Origin of the sequence: Nostoc sp. KVJ3 (assembly GCF_026127265.1) — a bacterium.
Lineage (GTDB): Bacteria > Cyanobacteriota > Cyanobacteriia > Cyanobacteriales > Nostocaceae > Nostoc.
In genome coordinates, this window is sequence record NZ_WWFG01000002.1 from 2,925,047 (window position 1) to 2,942,521 (window position 17,475).

At 42.2% G+C, this 17,475-nt stretch carries 21 protein-coding genes; 8 read left to right on the forward strand and 13 right to left on the reverse strand.

Features of this window, described 5'->3' with window-relative positions:
* Positions 1–331 precede the first annotated feature (331 nt).
* A complete protein-coding gene (locus GTQ43_RS28525) occupies positions 332–454 on the forward strand; it encodes a hypothetical protein (protein WP_265276036.1) in 123 nt (40 codons plus the stop codon).
* A 20-nt stretch (positions 455–474) separates the two neighbouring features.
* On the opposite strand, the gene pyk is transcribed toward GTQ43_RS28525, so the two are convergent.
* On the reverse strand, positions 475–2,244 hold the full coding sequence (gene pyk, locus GTQ43_RS28530; protein WP_265276038.1) for a pyruvate kinase: 1,770 nt from the start codon (positions 2,242–2,244) through the stop codon (positions 475–477).
* 468 nt (positions 2,245–2,712) lie between these two features.
* On the opposite strand from pyk, the gene crtR reads away from it, so the two are divergent.
* Complete coding sequence (crtR, locus tag GTQ43_RS28535; protein WP_265276568.1) at positions 2,713–3,612, forward strand: beta-carotene hydroxylase; 900 nt, start codon at positions 2,713–2,715, stop codon at positions 3,610–3,612.
* Here crtR and GTQ43_RS28540 read toward each other — a convergent pair.
* From GTQ43_RS28540 to GTQ43_RS28565, 6 genes are all read right to left on the reverse strand, one after another.
* Positions 3,580–3,795 carry a DUF433 domain-containing protein gene (locus GTQ43_RS28540; RefSeq protein WP_265276039.1) on the reverse strand — a complete coding sequence of 72 codons (216 nt, stop codon included), beginning with the start codon at positions 3,793–3,795 and terminating at the stop codon, positions 3,580–3,582. The genes crtR and GTQ43_RS28540 overlap by 33 nt on opposite strands.
* Positions 3,796–3,897: 102 nt before the next feature.
* Positions 3,898–4,518: a Uma2 family endonuclease gene (locus tag GTQ43_RS28545; protein WP_265276040.1), complete on the reverse strand. Its 621-nt coding sequence runs from the start codon at positions 4,516–4,518 to the stop codon at positions 3,898–3,900.
* 415 nt (positions 4,519–4,933) lie between these two features.
* The gene (locus tag GTQ43_RS28550) at positions 4,934–5,524 is read right to left on the reverse strand and encodes an opioid growth factor receptor-related protein (RefSeq protein WP_265276041.1); all 591 of its coding nucleotides are present in this window, start codon (positions 5,522–5,524) and stop codon (positions 4,934–4,936) included.
* Positions 5,525–5,586: 62 nt separating this feature from the next.
* The gene (aroH, locus tag GTQ43_RS28555; RefSeq protein ID WP_414859141.1) at positions 5,587–5,988 is read right to left on the reverse strand and encodes a chorismate mutase; all 402 of its coding nucleotides are present in this window, start codon (positions 5,986–5,988) and stop codon (positions 5,587–5,589) included.
* A 114-nt stretch (positions 5,989–6,102) separates the two neighbouring features.
* On the reverse strand, positions 6,103–6,924 hold the full coding sequence (gene sppA / locus GTQ43_RS28560) for a signal peptide peptidase SppA (protein ID WP_265276043.1): 822 nt from the start codon (positions 6,922–6,924) through the stop codon (positions 6,103–6,105).
* Positions 6,925–7,469: 545 nt separating this feature from the next.
* Entirely contained in the window at positions 7,470–7,766 is a 297-nt protein-coding gene (locus GTQ43_RS28565; RefSeq protein WP_265276044.1) for a hypothetical protein, read from the reverse strand.
* A 462-nt stretch (positions 7,767–8,228) separates the two neighbouring features.
* Between GTQ43_RS28565 and GTQ43_RS28570 the strand changes: the two genes are divergently transcribed.
* From GTQ43_RS28570 to plsY, 4 genes are all read left to right on the forward strand, one after another.
* Positions 8,229–9,026, forward strand: a complete 798-nt coding sequence (locus GTQ43_RS28570; protein WP_265276045.1) for an MlaE family lipid ABC transporter permease subunit — start codon at positions 8,229–8,231, stop codon at positions 9,024–9,026.
* A 112-nt stretch (positions 9,027–9,138) separates the two neighbouring features.
* Positions 9,139–9,555: a DUF3119 family protein gene (locus GTQ43_RS28575; RefSeq protein WP_265276046.1), complete on the forward strand. Its 417-nt coding sequence runs from the start codon at positions 9,139–9,141 to the stop codon at positions 9,553–9,555.
* 215 nt (positions 9,556–9,770) lie between these two features.
* Positions 9,771–11,036: a DUF3086 domain-containing protein gene (locus GTQ43_RS28580; protein WP_265276047.1), complete on the forward strand. Its 1,266-nt coding sequence runs from the start codon at positions 9,771–9,773 to the stop codon at positions 11,034–11,036.
* 77 nt (positions 11,037–11,113) lie between these two features.
* Positions 11,114–11,794: a glycerol-3-phosphate 1-O-acyltransferase PlsY gene (plsY, locus tag GTQ43_RS28585; protein ID WP_265276048.1), complete on the forward strand. Its 681-nt coding sequence runs from the start codon at positions 11,114–11,116 to the stop codon at positions 11,792–11,794.
* 23 nt (positions 11,795–11,817) lie between these two features.
* Here plsY and GTQ43_RS28590 read toward each other — a convergent pair whose 3' ends face one another.
* From GTQ43_RS28590 to GTQ43_RS28600, 3 genes are all read right to left on the reverse strand, one after another.
* Positions 11,818–12,075 carry a hypothetical protein gene (locus GTQ43_RS28590; protein WP_265276049.1) on the reverse strand — a complete coding sequence of 86 codons (258 nt, stop codon included), beginning with the start codon at positions 12,073–12,075 and terminating at the stop codon, positions 11,818–11,820.
* 59 nt (positions 12,076–12,134) lie between these two features.
* Complete coding sequence (locus GTQ43_RS28595) at positions 12,135–12,374, reverse strand: hypothetical protein (RefSeq protein ID WP_265276050.1); 240 nt, start codon at positions 12,372–12,374, stop codon at positions 12,135–12,137.
* Between the two features lie 291 nt (positions 12,375–12,665).
* Entirely contained in the window at positions 12,666–12,806 is a 141-nt protein-coding gene (locus tag GTQ43_RS28600; RefSeq protein ID WP_190950108.1) for a ribbon-helix-helix protein, CopG family, read from the reverse strand.
* An 18-nt stretch (positions 12,807–12,824) separates the two neighbouring features.
* Here GTQ43_RS28600 and GTQ43_RS28605 point away from each other — a divergent pair, with 18 nt between their 5' ends.
* Complete coding sequence (locus GTQ43_RS28605; RefSeq protein WP_265276051.1) at positions 12,825–13,832, forward strand: RNA-guided endonuclease InsQ/TnpB family protein; 1,008 nt, start codon at positions 12,825–12,827, stop codon at positions 13,830–13,832.
* A complete protein-coding gene (locus tag GTQ43_RS28610; RefSeq protein WP_265276052.1) occupies positions 13,820–14,101 on the forward strand; it encodes a transposase in 282 nt (93 codons plus the stop codon). Before GTQ43_RS28605 ends, GTQ43_RS28610 begins: the two co-directional genes overlap by 13 nt.
* A gap of 146 nt (positions 14,102–14,247) precedes the next feature.
* Here GTQ43_RS28610 and GTQ43_RS28615 read toward each other — a convergent pair whose 3' ends face one another.
* The 3 genes from GTQ43_RS28615 to GTQ43_RS28625 form a co-directional block, all read right to left on the reverse strand.
* Positions 14,248–14,820 (reverse strand): hypothetical protein, encoded by a 573-nt coding sequence (locus tag GTQ43_RS28615; protein ID WP_265276053.1) that lies wholly within the window; start codon positions 14,818–14,820, stop codon positions 14,248–14,250.
* A 355-nt stretch (positions 14,821–15,175) separates the two neighbouring features.
* Positions 15,176–16,750 carry a TrbI/VirB10 family protein gene (locus GTQ43_RS28620; protein ID WP_265276054.1) on the reverse strand — a complete coding sequence of 525 codons (1,575 nt, stop codon included), beginning with the start codon at positions 16,748–16,750 and terminating at the stop codon, positions 15,176–15,178.
* Positions 16,747–17,451: a hypothetical protein gene (locus GTQ43_RS28625; RefSeq protein WP_265276055.1), complete on the reverse strand. Its 705-nt coding sequence runs from the start codon at positions 17,449–17,451 to the stop codon at positions 16,747–16,749. Before GTQ43_RS28625 ends, GTQ43_RS28620 begins: the two co-directional genes overlap by 4 nt.
* Positions 17,452–17,475: the final 24 nt, after the last annotated feature.

The window sequence follows — 17,475 nt, forward strand, 5'->3', positions numbered from 1 at the left end:
TAAGCCTCCGGGGTACTCCCGCCACATTGGTACTCCAATTGGCGGGATGGGGGTAGTCCGGGGTAAATACAAGGGTTCGATACCCTTGTATTTACCAATCTTTTTGTAATCTTCATAGTTTAAAACCTTTGTGTAGCAAGGATTTCGGGGTATAATTAAAGAGATCGAGTCAGTAGTCTACTGTTGGAGTCGAAGACCGGAAAACTCTCATCCTAAGCCAACAGACTGAACCTTGAAAACTGATATGGGGTTGCATCCAGAAATACAGATTTTATCTGTTAGGTTGGTTGCGTAAAATCAATTACCTTGGGTTGTACAAAACTTTGGTTTCTTGTACAAACAACGGTCTGGACGGATCGTTGCTGGCTGTGGAGGTTACTGGAATACCAGACCTGTGAATCAGCAAATTCTAGCTGCGAGGTTAGATGCTCCCGCTACATTGCAAGCAATGTAGCGGTGAGAGTCGTCACACTTCTAAGGAGTTCTCACTGCCCCAGAGTAAATCAAACCTCGTTGCAGATCCAGCGTTATAATTGCCCCATCTCTAATCACCTGCGTTGCTTGCTTCACACCAACAATAACTGGCACACCGAGACGTAAGCCAATCACTGCCGCGTGACTTGTGAGACTTTCCTCTTCCGTAATAATCCCGGCAGCTTTCCGAATAGCCTCAACAAAATCAGCACTCGTGCGCGGTGCAACTAATATATCTCCCGGATTAAAGTTACTAACATCCATCCCAGTATTAGCCACCCGTGCGCGACCACTCACTAAACCTTGTCCTAGTCCAATACCGTGACCTAGTACTGCCGTCACCACTTCTACCTTAATCAAATCTGTAGAGCCGGAAATTCCCTGGAGTGTGCCAGCAGTCATCACTACTAAATCTCCCTCAGACAGTAACTTAAGCTCCTGAGCCACATTAATCGCAGCTTGAAATGTCTGACCAGTGGAAGGTAATCCTAGTACCAATAGCGGTTTTACTCCCCACACCATTTGTAGCTGCCGCGCTACATTCACATGGGGAGTCACGGCCAAAATCGGTGTCTGGGGACGGAATTTAGAGACATTGCGAGCTGTTGCCCCTGTTTGGGTTAGAGTCATGATTGCTGCTGCACCTAGTTGTTCGGCAATTTGACCTACAGCTTGACTAATAGCATTGGGAATGGAGCGCCGGGCATCTTTTACAGAACGCAAGTTTAAGTGTTGGACTTCTTCTTGCTCCATCCGCTCGGCAATCCGCGCCATCGTTGCTACTGCTTCTACAGGGAAACTACCCACAGCAGTTTCATTGGAGAGCATCACCGCATCTGTGCCATCTAAAATCGCATTTGCTACATCCGACACTTCGGCACGAGTGGGACGGGGATTACTCACCATACTGTCTAACATTTGAGTAGCGGTGATGATGGGAATCCCCAAGCGATTTGCTGTAGCAATCAGCCGTTTTTGGAGTACGGGAACATCTTCCGCTGGCAGTTCCACGCCTAAGTCGCCTCTGGCAACCATCACGCCATCACATAAAGCCAGAACTGCCTCCATTTGTTCAATCGCTTCATGTTTTTCAATTTTGGCAATCACTGGCACTTGCTTGCCTGTACTAGAAATTAGTTCTTTGATTTCGATCATGTCCTGCGGATTGCGGACAAAGGAAAGTGCTACCCAATCTACACCCTGATCTAGACCAAACATCAGATCCTCTCGGTCTTTGTCGGTCATTGCCTTAATTGACAGGTAAACGCCAGGAAAGTTTACGCCTTTGTTGTTAGAAAGTTTACCAGGTACGGTGATGCGACAATGTAAATCACCCTTGTCCCGGTTAATCTCCTCTACAACCATTTCTACTCGTCCATCATCGAGGAGAATTTTTGCACCAACGGGGACTTCTTCGGCTAAATAATCGTAGGTGACACAGCTAATTTCCTGTGTACCTACCACTGGGCGATTTGTTAATGTAAAGCGATCGCCTTTTGCCAAAACTATAGACCCATTGTCAAATTTCCCCAAGCGAATTTTTGGGCCCTGCAAGTCTTGGAGAATTGCTACGGGCTGATTCAGTTCAAAAGCGGTTTGCCGAATTAAGCGAATACTACGCTGATGGTCGGCATGAGTTCCGTGGGAGAAGTTTAGCCGCAGCGTCGTGGCTCCCGCTTCAATAATCGCCTTGAGCATTTCAGGACTACTAGTAGCGGGGCCAATAGTAGCGACAATTTTTGTCCGGCGCAGAGAATCTCTTAATTGCATAGGGGCTGAAGTGAGGGAGCTATCTGGGAAGTCATCGTAACTTAAGTTTCATCTCCTTTTCAGTCACTGCTATACCAATAGATATAAGCAGTTAGAGAGAGTTTATCGGAGACTGGGGCTGTGGGATAGACTAGATATAGTACATCAATCTTGTATCCACCCTCCCAACGAAAGAGTTTATCCCATCAACTTTTTGCCAATTGCCATACCCCACTTATCAGTAAAGAATAGTTCTTGTCTGGAATCATAGCGCTATTCATCTACTGATATGAAAAGCTGTGGATAAATATTGCTATATAAAAGGTTACAAAACTTTATTCTTCCCTAATATTTATCGTATATTCGTAATTAGGACTTACGCAAAACTTCAGCTAAAACCTTTATTCTCAGGTAGGGACAATTCATGAATTGCCCCTACAGCTTGTGGTTTTGCGTAAGGACTAGTAATGTTTGATTAAGAAAGAGTCAATGTTAGAAACGATCGCATCGGAGGCACAAAAGCCACTGACAATCCCGCCAAAGGAATTTTTAGCGCCTCCTGGTGATTTTAATCCCACGCTACTGCTGTTTTTGGTTGCTGTAGCAATGCTGGTGTTATCTAACTTTGGTTACTGGCTTTGGGAATGGCCACACTGGCTCTGCTTTAGCGTTAACACTATTGCTTTGCATTGTGCTGGGACAGTTATTCATGACGCTTGTCACCAATCAGCCCATCGCAACCGGGTAATGAATGCGATGTTAGGGCATGGCAGTGCATTGATGCTAGCTTTTGCTTTTCCAGTATTTACGCGAGTACATTTACAGCATCATGGTCATGTCAACCATCCCAAGGACGATCCAGATCATTATGTCTCTACAGGTGGCCCCTTGTGGCTGATTGCAGTCCGGTTTTTATACCACGAGGTGTTTTTCTTTCAACGGCAACTGTGGCGCAAATATGAGCTATTAGAATGGTTCATCAGCCGCTTGATTGTCGGTGTAATTGTTTATATATCAGTGCAATACAACTTTTTGGGTTACATTCTCAATTTTTGGTTTATACCCGCTTTTGTAGTGGGGATCGCACTGGGATTATTTTTTGACTATTTGCCCCATCGTCCTTTTGCAGAGCGCGATCGCTGGAAAAATGCTCGTGTCTATCCAAACCCGATTCTCAATATTCTGATTATGGGACAGAATTACCACTTAATTCATCATTTGTGGCCTTCTATTCCTTGGTATAATTATCAACCTGCGTACTATGTGATGAAGCCCCTCTTAGATGAAAAAGGATGTTATCAAACTTCAGGATTGTTGCAGAAAAAGGACTTTTTTGAGTTTGTTTATGACATCTTTTTAGGAATTCGGTTTCATCATCACAAAGAATAGAGTTGATAAAGCGATCGCTTGCTCACGGCTGACACTGGGAAAGCGATCTAAAAACTCATCCAGTGAGTCACCCGCTTCTAGATAATCAAGCAAGGTTTTTATCGGCACACGAGTACCAGCAAAAACGGGCGTTCCCCCCAATATATCGGGGTCGCTATGAACAACACGCGATGTGGATGTCATATAGTTAGCATGTCAGCTACAGACTACCTTCCGATCCTAACTCTGCTTGTCTCAGAAATCTCAGCATATATTTTATTATCCTTTGGCGGAGCGCGATCGCAGCTACGTTGGGAAACCTCCAGCTTGAAAAATCTGTTCGGCGGTTAAATTCAATTCCGGGAAAGTAGGCGAGATGATGCGCTCATCGCCTCTAAATTGAGTAACTTGGTATTCACCATCGATTAATTGATAAATAGATATAGTAGGTTGTTTGGGGTTGCCAGTGAACTTTTTAGCGCCTAGACCGAGATAATCTACAACCCAGTATTCAGGAATTCCAATCCCCTCATACTTACCCTGTTTTGTGTAATAATCATCATCCCAGTTGGTACTAACTACCTCAACTACTAAGGGAATTGATACCGCACAAGATACAGTTGATTCTTTTTTCCATAGCGGCTCATTCACTAAATTAGGGCGATTTAATATCAGCACATCTGGGGAATAGCCAGATTCGGACTTAGTTGGTTTGATCAGCGCAGTTTTGGGGATTATATAAGGTAAATTTAATCGGTCAAATTCTACTGTTAATTTTCTTGCTATAAAACCAATAACATCTTCATGATCTCCCACTGGTTGCGCCATTTCAACAATCACGCCATCATGTAATTCGTATCTTCCACCTTCAGGCCGCCAAGCTGCAAAATCTTCAAACGTTACTAGTTTGGGTATAGCTTGAGTCATAATTTATCGCATCTAAACCTCATATATGTTGAAAACCGTAGTTTTTGCCCTCACCCTAAATACCTCTCCCATCTTGGGAGAGGGACTTCTTTCTGGCTCACCTTCTCCCAAATTTGGGAGAAGGGGCTGGAGGATGAGGGTTTTTTCTTGTCATCCGCAAAGAACTACAGTTTTCAAGATGGACGCGGTTTATAGTAGTTTTGATTATATCGCTTCCTTGCCTTGGCTCGTCTTTAATAAAACTTGTTTATTATCAGTTAAAATTAACTCATTTAGACCATTTCCCATAGTTATTTCGTTATCAAAGGTGACTTAATAATATAGGATGATTATTTTGATTTTTGAACAAAATTAGGTATTGTAGGGGAGCCAGTGTGTTGCGGAGGTTCCCTCCGTTGTAGCAACTGGCGTTGTGTTAGAACGGAGTTCGTAACGCACCATTATCAAGGGTTGGGTGTGTTACTGTATTCAGCACTGCAATTGTCCAATAATGAAATGTTTCACCTCCAATTTGATCGCTATTGTCGCGGTATATTTCCTGCAAACATTCATAAAATGCTTCGGCTTCATTCTCCAATCCAAATGTCATTAAACACTTTAAGATTCTGGTTATGCGAAGATAATTGTGGTCAAATATACAGACCCATTCGCGTTTCCGATTCGGATAGTCTTCTGACTGACTAACAACTATTTTCCCGTCATTATTTTTATGGCGTTGTAACCCATAAAACTGAAGCATAACTGTCAAGGAGCGCAGTAAATTTTGACGTAGTTGAGGGTTGCGTTGAAATGCTGGAATTACTTCCTCATCAACAAGAGGTGCATTAGGATTGAATGCACTTCGCTCAGGCAAAGGAAACAACCACTGAATGTAATCGTGGGTACACTCTAATTCTTCAAAATTCCAAGTCCACATCTCTTGAATTGTGCGACCTTCTGAATCTTTTTGCTCGCCTAAGTAGAACGGAACAAGCATTGTTGCAGTGAGTTTTTTTTCATTATTCATTGCAAACTACCTTAAGTTTAGTTGCTCTCAAATCGGTTTTTATTTTTCTTTATTAGTACCTTTTAACTTTTAACTTTTGCCTTGTTTGGTGACGCTTGTAAAGATTGAGGCAAACTCCAATCGGGACGCAAGCTAGCGGCGTTGCGTAAATAGATATGATGAATTGAGGCGGAAGCTGGCAGATAGGCGTGGATTAAGAACCGAATGCAGCGCTGTAAGCTACCTTCGACGTGCATTTGCTGCACATCCAACATGGCCACATTATCCCAACCAGGACGCGCTCTTGCGATCGCAGCTGGAAAAATCGCATCCAAATCCCGTGTCACGGAGAAAGTCACACTAATCATGTCACTCGGCTGGAATTGATTCCGATTTTCTAGTTCATCTAGTAGTTCTGTTACTACTTCTCGCATAGCCTCAACAGTATTTTCGGAAACGGTTGTTGCCCCTCGAATAGCCCGCATTTGCCACTCCACGCCAAAATCCTCCTAAAAACATCAAAGTTAGGAGTTAAAAGTTAGGAGTTAGGAGTTAAGAGTTAAAACTCTCAACTTCTCACTCCTAACTCCTAACTCATATTAAGGTCGATATAACCACAACGGTAAACCACTGGTAGATATTTCAAATTCGAGCCAATCAATACCAGATCGAATTCCTGATGAAACCTGACGACTACCTGGTAGAAGGCGACTCAATAAGGGTTTACGTTCTTCTAGGTTATAGCAGAGAGTTTTTTCTGGATCGAGTCCAACTAATTCTGCTGTCCAGCGACGAGCATCTTCTTCTGTGCCCAGGCGGTCTACAACACCTAATTCTAAGGCTTGCTGCCCAGTAAAAATCCGACCATCGGCGAAACTTTTTACAGCTTCTACAGTTAAAGAACGGCCATCAGCTACCGTTTGGACAAACTGCTGATAACTTGTGTCAATCAACTCTTGCAGGATGTTTGCTTCTGGTTCAGTCAGTTGCCGATCGAAAGCCAAAATGTCTTTGTAAGGGCCAGACTTAATTACCTGGAAGGAAACACCGATTTTTTCTAGCAAGCGTTCCAAGTTATTCCCGCGCAAAATCACACCAATACTACCCGTAATTGTCCCTGGATTAGCAACGATGTGTTCCGCTCCCACGCCGATGTAGACACCTCCAGAAGCCGAAATATTGCCAAAGCTAGCGACGATTTTAATTTTTTCGCGCAAACGCTTTAGGGCGCTGTAGATTTCTTGAGAATCCACAACTGTACCGCCAGGGCTATCGATCCGCAGCAATAATGCCGGAAATTTTTTTTCTTCTACAGTTTTCAGTGCTTCTAGAACGCGTTTGCGAGTAGCACCGGCGATCGCACCAGTAATTTCAATCCGCGCAATTTGTTTTCTAAACTTGGGCTTAAACGGCCAAACCATGAGCTGTAAACATTCCTCGTAATAAACTCAATATAAGATCCCCAGAAGTCATCCGACCTCCTTTGCTCTGTTAAGAAACATGAGTAGGCATTGTGTTTATCAGGATTTTAAGGAAGTCTTTCTATTTTGCAGTGAGTTTTATTTGATATTCTCGATGAATGCTAATAAATTCCTTAAAGATTGCAGCCAACACAAAATGCCAAACTCTAGTTTAGCGTCCAACGTGGTGGTTTAGCACAGACTATTTTAGCTATTTTGCATAATTCAAAGTTTCAAAGCCCTTAGTATACTAGCTTTTTGACTGTTTTAGGATTAGTTTATTCCGGTCGGGCACATGGAACAATTATCAGTAATTAAAATAACTAATAACTAAATTAATAATAAGTATTTAATTAATATTTTTGGGACTCGATCTAATTAATAAAATTTATTCAGCAACACTAATCCATATTTAGGTTGAGGGCAGTATTACTTTCACTTTGAGAAATATCAATTTTTCCTCTCTTGTCTAATCTATGAACACTGGACGAAGCTATGCACACCACTTAAGAGTCTATTCGTAAAATTTGATACCGATAATAAACATACGTATCAAACAGTGACCCGACGAAACTACAGGTCAAGCTAATTACAAATAATCCATGCAGGGGATTCCCACTGCCAAAGGTGGCGAGAAAACGTACAATCTGAGTAGCGATCGCCTCAGTTAACTCTTGTAAACCGGGGAAGTAGCCAATGAAGGATAGAAAGAGTAGTCCACCGCCAACTAGGAAGATAGGAGCGATAAAACTAAAAACGATCGTAAGTAGTAAAGAGCGGAGAAAGTTAATGAAAATAGTCATTTAGGACAAACTCCGTGAGTAGAGATAACAAGAGCTAGATAGCGGTTTGTCATTTTCTACAATACGTGCGATCGCTCCTAAGCAGACAATCTGTCAAAAATCTTAAGTTTTCATTAAAAGAAGCGGCTACCAGTTACAGCAAATGCTGGGTATCTCAAAAATGACTTAAATCTACAAAAACCCTGCAAAACCAAGCTTATAGCTAAGATTAGCACCTACTTATTTGGTTTACAGTGCATTTAATAGTAGCTTTATTTTCTGAGAGCATATTTAATCTAAGTTAATATTCAGCCCTATGGGAGGAGTTGGGACAGACGTGATTAATCGCCTTCCTATGGGAGTAGAGAATAGAAAGGCAAGAGGTAATTATTTAATTCTCCCCATGCCCAATGCCCAATGCCCATTCCCTATCCCAATCAATTCCGCTATTCTTAAGGCAGTTACCGAGTTAGCTATAGAACATTGAACCAGACTACATCCAAATCCAGTTTAGGAGAATGGAGTCAGCGATTGCTGGCAGCGATTTTTCTGGGTGGGCAAGTCCTAGTTCACCTATTGAGAGGCAAAATCCATCGGCGCAATACCTTAGAACAAATGGCAGCAGTTGGGCCTGATTCCCTATTTATTGCCCTCTTGACGGCTATTTTCGTCGGCGCGGTGTTTACCATTCAGGTAGCGCGGGAATTTATCAACTTTGGTGCAGGAAACATTATTGGCGGAGTGCTTTCCATAGCATTGACACGAGAACTTTCTCCCGTGTTGACAGCAGTGGTTTTGGCAGGGCGAGTCGGTTCCGCCTTTGCAGCCGAAATCGGTACCATGCGCGTAACAGAACAAATAGATGCCATGTTGATGTTAAAAACAGATCCAATCGATTATCTGGTTATTCCCCGCGTTCTTGCTTGCTGTTTAATGCTACCAATTTTAACCCTCCTGTCTTTGATAACAGGGATGTTAGGAGGATTCATAATTGCGACAAATGTCTACAACCTGTCTGATACAGTATTTCTAGATTCAGCCCGTAACTTTCTTGGTATCTGGGATATTATTAGCGCCATGATTAAGGCGTGTTGTTTTGGCATTTTAATAGCCGTAATTGGTTGCAGTTGGGGATTAACGACAACAGGAGGAGCCAAAGGTGTAGGACAGTCAACCACAACTGCTGTTGTGACTGCTTTGCTGATTATATTTGTTAGTAACTTCTTTCTTTCTTGGTTAATGTTTCAGGGACTTGGCAGTGCATTTTTGAAAGGCTTATAAGAGAGACGCGAAAAATCTTTGTCTGTACAGTTAGAAGTAGAGATGCTATTAATCGTGTCTGTTAAAACTCCGAATTCCTCACTCCTAGTTATTGACTCCTAAAATAGGAGATATGCCTACTAATAAACCAGGATTTAAGACTGTGACCAGTTCATTTGCTTCTAACTCCACATCAACGGTAGAACTCAAGCCTAGTTACAATATACCTATAGTGTTGGTGCTTGCCGCTATTCCACTACTATGGGTACAACCGTGGGTAGGCTCCATTTTCACACTGTTTGGTTTGTTTCTCATGTTTCAGGCGTTAACACTGCGGTTGCAATTTACCGTAACCGACTTAGATATTTACAGAGGCGAAAAATTGATTCGGCGCTTTCCCTACCAAGAATGGCAAAACTGGCGAATCTTCTGGAATGTAGTCCCCATCTTGTTTTATTTTAAAGAAATTAAAAGCATTCACTTTTTGCCAATTTTATTTGATCCCAACGCCTTGAAAACTTGCTTAGAACAACGTTGTCCACGTATTTAGTGCTGATAGATTACAGAACTGGGGGATTTTGCCCCAAATCTCACTAAGCTTGATTTTGTACAACTTCCCAAAGAATTGGTATGAGTACCGTCTGTGCTGAGTCGTTTTGATCTAAACTCATAACTCAGCACTCATTACTCACGACTTTTATGGCAGGTCAATTGTAATATTTCTGAAAGCTATTTATTTGCGTCATAGGAATTACACTATTGTTTATGAACCCAGAGGCATCTCAAACCCCAGAACCAATTGATGAGCGGTTGGCAGAACAAGAACAACAGAACAATGCAGTTGAACATCCAGTCAATCCATCTGTTGAGTCAGTGGGAGAAACAGGAGGCGTTAGCTCATCAGAAGACTACGCAACTTTTGAGCCACTCATCTCCAATGCAGAAGTGGTAGATACGACAGTAGAGCTAACAGAAAATTCAAATGGCGAGTTTGTAGCGCAGTCAGAAGCGGAAAATACCGCTCTGGGATCAGAAATAGGATCGTTATTATATAGAGAAGCAGAACAGCGAGTAGCAGAGTTACAGAGCGCAGAAGCAGCACTTAAGGAAGAAATAGCCAAGCTGCAAGCTTCTTACAAAAACCTTCAGGCACAGGTGAGTGAAACTCAAACCTCACTAGGACGACTCGTGCAAGAGTCGTTGGTGCAGTTAGAACAACGCAAACAAACTCTGCAAATTTCTGTAGAACAACTAGAACGCCGTCAAGAACGTATCCGCAACGAGATGCGAACCACTTTTGCTGGTACATCCCAAGACTTGGCAATTCGGGTGCAGGGTTTTAAAGACTATCTCACGGGTAGTTTACAGGATTTGGCCGTTGCAGCTGAACAATTGCAACTTACACCAAGTGTGGTGGAACGAGAAAAACCATCTGTAAAAGACACTAAAGCAGTTGAACCCCAACTTGGAATACCACAATTTGCCCAACAACAGTTTCAAGATACTACAAAGCAAATTCGCCGCTTAATTGATCAATACCGCAATAAACCAGATTATTACGGGCCAGCGTGGCAACTACGTCGTACCTTTGAACCAATCCATGCAGAACGAGTCTCTAACTGGTTTTTTACTCAAGGGGGACGGGGTGGTTTGCGGACAATGGGTAGTCGCTTACAAAATATTCTGATTGCATCATCTGCAATTTCGATATTACACAAGCTGTATGGCGATCGCATTCGTACCTTAGTTTTAGCTAATACACCGGAGCGATTAGGTGAATGGCGGCGCGGCTTGCAAGACTGTTTAGGAATCGGTCGCCCAGATTTTGGCCCAGACCGGGGCGTGGTATTATTTGAGGCATCTGATGCTCTGGCTCAGAAAGCAGACCGATTGACAAAAGCCAATCAACTGCCCTTAATTATCATTGACGATTCAGAGGAGCAAATCAGTTTATCACTGCTGCAATTTCCCCTGTGGTTAGCCTTTGCTCCTGACCCCAAAACCGTGAGAAACTATGATGATGATTTTTAAATGAGTTATTGGGCATTGGGCATTGGTCAAGAGTAATATCTCTTGACTTTTTTAAATTTTGAATTTTGAATTTTATTATGGCTATTTGGTTAACCGGATGTGCAGCAATTGTGGTCATAGCATACCTACTGGGTTCTTTTCCCACTGGGTACATTGCTGTGAAGCAGTTAAAGGGTATTGATATTCGGGAAGTTGGCTCAGGTTCCACTGGGGCAACTAATGTGCTAAGAACATTGGGGAAAGGGCCAGGAGCATTGGTTTTAGGACTTGACTCTTTAAAAGGAGTATTAGCGATCGCTCTAGTTTACTGGTTATTCTATTTTGCACGCAGTCAAAATTTTATCCCTCCAACGGTAGATGCACAAGTGTGGCAACCGTGGATAGTGACCTTAGCTGGGTTAGCTGCCATCCTGGGACATAGTAAATCAATTTTTTTGGGCTTTACTGGCGGTAAATCTGTTGCTATTAGCTTGGGGATTTTGTTGGCCATGAGTTGGCAGATAGGTTTAGCAACAGCTGGTGTGTTTGCCATTGTTGTGGGGATATCGCGGATTGTCTCTTTGAGTTCAATTGTCGGTGCGATCGCAGTTTCCATTTTCATGGTACTTTTGCATCAACCATTACCCTATATTCTGTTTGGGATTGCCGGCGGGTTATATGTGATTTTGCGCCATCGCACGAATATTGAGCGATTGCTTGCTGGTACTGAGCCAAAAATTGGGCAAAATGTAGCGACGGAACCAGAACCAACTGCATGATTCAGCAACCGCAAATAGATAACTTACGGATTAATGTTCCCTTTCATTAAACGGTGGATAAGGCGGCAAGGCCAGAAAAAAGCTCCACAAATACTGACTGAGGCGATGGCGGCCACAACCCGCCAAACTGAACTAGACTCAGTGGCAGACTCTGAAGGGTGAGTTTCTGTACTTTTAGCTAGTTCTGGGACTGAACGAGATAGCTGACTGGCTGTACTCACCCCTTCAATCGCTGCTCCAATTAGATAAGCTACTAGGGCAATTACTAGCCAGTGATTCATAATATTCAACTGTTTGAACTCTGAGCGTATGCTTGGCAGTGAGCAATCGATTTCTCGTGCTAATGATTGCCGCCTTGCCCGAAGGATAACCGACCTTCAGCCGTATCACGAATGAGGGGCAGTTTAGATTTTATATAAGTATTGAGGCTGCTATCTGCCTGAGCATCAATCACCTGCTCCGCTTTTACCTGTTGGAGAAGCAATTGTACTAAAGCAGCATCGTCAAAATGCAGCAGGGTGCTGACCTGAGTAGACTCGATTACAGCCCAAAGCTGTTGCATCATTTTTGCTGTTACCATGAGTCTGTAACCTCTTAAGCTTTTCTTTATATTTACACAGGTTTGGAATTTGTGGTTAGTTTTTATCTAAAGATTTATAAAGATGGAAACTGAAAATACCTGAGTAAGCCAATATGGTTAACCTATGGCGTTTTCCAATTGATTTAAAAGCCATAATGCAGATATTCTTCCTTAGCTCGATTTTAATCCATCTAAACCTCCGGGGTACTCCCGCCACATTGGTACTCCAATTGGCGGTGAGGGGGTAGTCCGGGGTAAATACAAGGGTTCGATACCCTTGTATTTACCAAATCATTGGTTTTTAATTTTCTTTCTAAGACTACGAATGAATTCACGTATTACCTCGGTTTGGGTTCTATCTTGTTCTTGGCAGTAGGCTTTTAATATTTCCAACTCTTGCTCTGGAAGCCTGATATCTATGCGAGTAGTCATATAGAAAAGTACGGAGTAATGCTGTACAATAGTTATATGCTACTAACTTATCAGTTCAAACTCAATCCTACTTCCGAACAAGTTGTCATTCTTGAAACTTGGGGCGAGTTGCTGCGTCGCCACTGGAACTACGCGCTAGGGGAAAGACTAGACTGGTTAAGACGTACAAGGTCGCAGATTGACCGATGTAGCTTGATTTCTGAGCCAATTGGGAGGATACCAGACAAACCTGATTACTATACACAAGCGAGTGACCTTAAGCGAACCAAAGAGCTATTTCCTGACTACAAAAACATTTATGCCGATTGCCAACAACAAAACCTGATGAGGTTGGACAAGGCGTGGAAACGATGGCTAATACCTGACAAGAAAGGGAAAAGGGGAGGAAAACCACGTTTTAAAAAACGTGGTGATATAAGTTCATTTACTTTTCCGCGTGTTAACCATCCCAAAGCAGGCGCACATCTTACAGGTAACGTTCTCAAACTATCCAAGATTGGTGAGATTGAGGTTGTCTTACATCGACCAATACCAGATGGTTTTGAGATTAAGCAAGCAACGATTTTAAGTAAGGCTGATGGCTGGTATTGCAGTTTTTCTTTAGAAGATAAAACCGTTCCTACCTTACTGCCTATTGATGAAATCAGAACGGCTACTGGCATAGATGTTGGGTTGGAGAAGTTTTTAACTGCTGCTGATGGACAAAGCATTGAAGTGCCTCAGTATTATCGCGCTTCACAGTCAACATTAGCGCGTCAGCAACGTAAACTTGCTCGTAAAGTTAAAGGGTCTAAGAACTATCAGAAGCAATCTAACAAGGTTGCTAGGCTTCACTTGCACGTTGCAAGACAAAGAAAAGAGTTTCATTATCATGTCGCTCATTGGTTGATTAATTTCTATGATTTGATTGTTTTTGAGAACCTAAACATTAAAGGTTTAGCTAGGACACGATTAGCTAAATCAATACTGGATGTTGCATGGGGTGCATTCCTCCAAATTATGCAAGCAGTATTATGCAAGCAGTAGCGGTAAGACGCGGCAAACATACACTTGGAGTTGACCCCAGAGGCACAAGTATTGATTGTTCGAGTTGTGGTGAAAGGGTCGAAAAAACCCTTGCAATCCGTGTTCATAGTTGTTCTTGTGGACTGGTAATTGACCGCGACTGGAACAGCGCACTTAATCTTTTAAAGCGTGGGTCGGTTGGACTACCGATTCCTGGCTGTGGAGGCTTAGGGGATACCCAGCCCGTGAAGCAGCAAGTCTCTTATGTGAATTTGAGTGTCGGACGCTAACTGAAAAGCAGTTAGCGGTGAGAGTTGTCACTTTTATGGCAATGCTCAAGCTGACGCTGAAAGTTAGAGTTTAGCCCTATCAAGAGAACCAAGTTTTTAAATTTGGATAAAGTCGAGATTAAGAAAATTAGAATTTTTCTAAAAATTTATTGTGAAACTCTCGCACAAGCTCCTTCTTGACCAGAAGGATCGGGAAAAATCGCTAAGGTGTGATATTCAGGGTTATCTGTTCCATATATCACTCGGAAAGTATACAACTTATTTCTACCTTGCGCTTCGGTAACAACTGTTAAAAGTGTATTACTTGTGTTGGCAAGTCCAGGAATGTTCAGTTTTTGAATTCGTCTGAGTTGAATTACATTTGCTGCGGAGTTTTTGCAATCTCCTGAATTAGTATTAGCTTCTTGACCAAACTGCATACATACAGGGCCATCAAAATCTAGAGTTACCTGTGATGGATCGTTTAACCAAACTTTTTTAATTACCTCTCCAGCCGGAATAAAGCTTAAGTTGGTTCCTTGTTGATACCAAATTTTGATTGTAGGTATTAGTCCCCCCAAACCCTGTGCTTGGCAAGAAAATATGGAACGCAGAACAGCGTTATTAGCACCAGCACGGCCTACCAATAAGAACATAGCAACCGATAAAACTAAGGAGGCTATAGGTAGGAAATAATAATTATATGGGGTATTTCCTGACAAGTTAGTATTCTTTTTCATGGTTGCAAATCGGTAGATTGAGGGGAAAGTTGAAAGAGAACTTATTACCAATTACTATTACCCAATCTCAAGTCTAAAGTTATGATTGGAAAATTTCATTCAAAAGTAGTCTTTTATTCGCTCTCATTTGATCGGAGCAGCTAAACTGACACATCAAACAAAGATTAATGAAAGACTTTAATTCTAGTTTGAATAAAAGTAATCCCAATAGAGATAGGGGATGTTTGGTAGTATATCTAAGGGTAATAACTTTACTTTTTAAGCATTTCCATATTAAGAATAGAAGAGCTTAAATTGAATTCTCAAATGTCTTACTATATTTGACTACGAGATTTTAAATTATAAATCCTATCTCCTAAAGCTGAATTGGTTGATTAACGTATATTTCAATATTTGTACCGGCTGGTAAAAACCAGACATTGGTTTGTTGTGACATTTGGGCGATCGCTTGTTGATTACGTTGGGCAATTTGGGGTACTACAGAGTTTAAACCCCCTTCTACAACTCCAGCTGCAAGGTTGCGTCTATTCTTGGTGACAGTAGTAAGAGTTGTGCTGCTAGTGGTGTTGCCGTCAACGGTACTTTGTGTGGTAATTGGTTGGAGTTCACTATCACTACGATTTACTAATTCTGCTGCTTTACTGATACCTCCCAAAACAAATAGTCCTGTATCCATTGATGCTATAGATGAACCTTGACCAGGAAATTTATTTGCGATTAAAGGTTTACCTTGGGTACCACGAATAATAATTGCATTGTTGGGTAAGCTTTGTTCTGTCGAGTTGCCATTATTTTGCGAGATAACTTTAACTACGTTCATCTGCAAAAGACCTTGCTCGGAAAGAGAACGGACTTCAGTGAGAAATTCGGTGTTCGCAGGTAGAGCAGGAGAGCCATTTTTGCATTTTAGTGGTTCTTGCAATCGGATCACAAATACGTTTTTCTGTTCACCTGTATCATTTCCACTATTCCCAGAGGTTGACTTAGTAGTTTCTCCAAATATCGCCGTCGCTAACACAGCTTTAGCACTAGCCCCGACCGCTAAACATTGCTGTCCCTGCGGTTGCGCTTGACTGATCATAGAAGGACTAGCTTGCGGTTGTGGGCTTGGTGTCTGTTGCGGCGTATTATTTGGAGGTTCAGAAGCAACTGGCGTGTTATTGGGTTGATCGGTAGCATTTACTTGACCGTAGCTACCTAACTTTGATAATCTTGCCCACTCTTCAAATGGGCTTGGTGGAGTTGTATTAACTACGGGTTCAGTGTTTGGCTGGATAACTGGTACTTGGGATGATGGTAAAGGTTGGGCTGGTACTCTAACGATACGTTCAACTGTTACTGGCCGAGGGATGTAAACTGCCGGTGGGGGTGTGGGAATCACTTTCTGTATACCTCTGGAAGAAACTGATGGTTCTTGTAAGGCTACTGTAGTCCTTGATTTTGCCATTCTAAGCTGTTGTTGGGCAGCTTTGACTAACTCTGCTTGTTCAGTGAGGGCTAATTTCGTTTTCAGAGTATCTACTTCGCCTGCTAGCTGTTGTGAGGTAGATTCATTGGTTGGTTGCGATCGCACTTCTGGAGAGACAATACTTTTGGGCTTTTGACTGTTGCTACCCATCAACTGGGACAAAAACACACCACCGACCAAAACGATCGCTAAGGTACCAGCCCCAACCAAGCCTAATTTTGCAAAGGGATTAGATGAGAGTGGTTGCTTAGTCTGAACTTCTTGTGGTTGAGCAATTGACTCTTGGGGTGTTGCAGAGTCTTCTGATTCTTGGCGATTGCCAGAAGAAGCTTCTTCAAAGCCGACCAACCTTGACATCTCTGATTCCCAATCTAAAGATTCTACTTCTGGTTGGCGATCGTCGGTAGTTAGAGTAAAGCCATTTTGGGGAGGAGTTTCCGCAGGAATTGAATATCGGGTCATGGTAGAGCTTGGTTGGGATTTCCAGAACAATTTTTATCTTGGATCTCACAGACATTATAAATTTCTAGTCTGGCTTCACCAAGGCGGTAAGCTGCGAAGTGCAAAGGTAATGCTGCATTGGGTAGAGAAGTTGCGGGTTCATCTATTGCTCTAACTAAAATTTGTTTATTAAAGGAAACTGATTTTCCCAACCTATCATAACCGCTAAAGATTAATTGATTGGCAAACATCTCTACCTTCCACCTTCCATCTCCTATTTTTGTTGGTTGAGAAACTTTTTGGATGACTAATACATTTTCAGTTCCTCTAGTAACGTTTTCAAATTGGCTATCTGGGTTTAAATTAGTAATTTCTGATTTAAGTTTTTGTTTAAAATCATCAGCGACCAGTTGAGAGCTAATTTCCCAAACTTGTGGCGGCGGCTGTTGTTGTGACCAGGTAAGCATTAAGCTCATGGTTTCACCCACAAAGCGCCGAATAGCCTCTGGCTGTCGCTCTAAATTTGGTTGGGGGTCTACGGTTATAGTCCGACCATCAACAAGTTGCACTAAACTTTGAGGTGTGAGTTGCCGACTTAACTGTTGTAACATAGACCCATGAAATATTAGTAAAAGCAAGGTGAACAGATGTAAACCAAATGTTCCTACTGCCAACAGTGGTAATGGGCTATTTCTTTTGTTTTCTGCTTTGAGTAATTGCATTAATACATTGATTATATAAATTGA

What these genes read in the sequence shown, in the direction of transcription:
- pyk (WP_265276038.1), bottom strand. Translation starts at nt 2,244, where the DNA reads ATGCAATTAAGAGATTCTCTGCGCCGGACAAAAATTGTCGCTACTATT.
- crtR (WP_265276568.1), top strand. Translation starts at nt 2,713, where the DNA reads ATGTTAGAAACGATCGCATCGGAGGCACAAAAGCCACTGACAATCCCG.
- GTQ43_RS28540 (WP_265276039.1), bottom strand. Translation starts at nt 3,795, where the DNA reads ATGACATCCACATCGCGTGTTGTTCATAGCGACCCCGATATATTGGGG.
- GTQ43_RS28545 (WP_265276040.1), bottom strand. Translation starts at nt 4,518, where the DNA reads ATGACTCAAGCTATACCCAAACTAGTAACGTTTGAAGATTTTGCAGCT.
- GTQ43_RS28550 (WP_265276041.1), bottom strand. Translation starts at nt 5,524, where the DNA reads ATGAATAATGAAAAAAAACTCACTGCAACAATGCTTGTTCCGTTCTAC.
- aroH (WP_414859141.1), bottom strand. Translation starts at nt 5,988, where the DNA reads ATGCGGGCTATTCGAGGGGCAACAACCGTTTCCGAAAATACTGTTGAG.
- sppA (WP_265276043.1), bottom strand. Translation starts at nt 6,924, where the DNA reads ATGGTTTGGCCGTTTAAGCCCAAGTTTAGAAAACAAATTGCGCGGATT.
- GTQ43_RS28565 (WP_265276044.1), bottom strand. Translation starts at nt 7,766, where the DNA reads ATGACTATTTTCATTAACTTTCTCCGCTCTTTACTACTTACGATCGTT.
- GTQ43_RS28575 (WP_265276046.1), top strand. Translation starts at nt 9,139, where the DNA reads ATGCCTACTAATAAACCAGGATTTAAGACTGTGACCAGTTCATTTGCT.
- GTQ43_RS28580 (WP_265276047.1), top strand. Translation starts at nt 9,771, where the DNA reads ATGAACCCAGAGGCATCTCAAACCCCAGAACCAATTGATGAGCGGTTG.
- plsY (WP_265276048.1), top strand. Translation starts at nt 11,114, where the DNA reads ATGGCTATTTGGTTAACCGGATGTGCAGCAATTGTGGTCATAGCATAC.
- GTQ43_RS28590 (WP_265276049.1), bottom strand. Translation starts at nt 12,075, where the DNA reads ATGAATCACTGGCTAGTAATTGCCCTAGTAGCTTATCTAATTGGAGCA.
- GTQ43_RS28595 (WP_265276050.1), bottom strand. Translation starts at nt 12,374, where the DNA reads ATGGTAACAGCAAAAATGATGCAACAGCTTTGGGCTGTAATCGAGTCT.
- GTQ43_RS28600 (WP_190950108.1), bottom strand. Translation starts at nt 12,806, where the DNA reads ATGACTACTCGCATAGATATCAGGCTTCCAGAGCAAGAGTTGGAAATA.
- GTQ43_RS28605 (WP_265276051.1), top strand. Translation starts at nt 12,825, where the DNA reads ATGCTGTACAATAGTTATATGCTACTAACTTATCAGTTCAAACTCAAT.
- GTQ43_RS28610 (WP_265276052.1), top strand. Translation starts at nt 13,820, where the DNA reads ATGCAAGCAGTAGCGGTAAGACGCGGCAAACATACACTTGGAGTTGAC.
- GTQ43_RS28615 (WP_265276053.1), bottom strand. Translation starts at nt 14,820, where the DNA reads ATGAAAAAGAATACTAACTTGTCAGGAAATACCCCATATAATTATTAT.
- GTQ43_RS28620 (WP_265276054.1), bottom strand. Translation starts at nt 16,750, where the DNA reads ATGACCCGATATTCAATTCCTGCGGAAACTCCTCCCCAAAATGGCTTT.
- GTQ43_RS28625 (WP_265276055.1), bottom strand. Translation starts at nt 17,451, where the DNA reads ATGCAATTACTCAAAGCAGAAAACAAAAGAAATAGCCCATTACCACTG.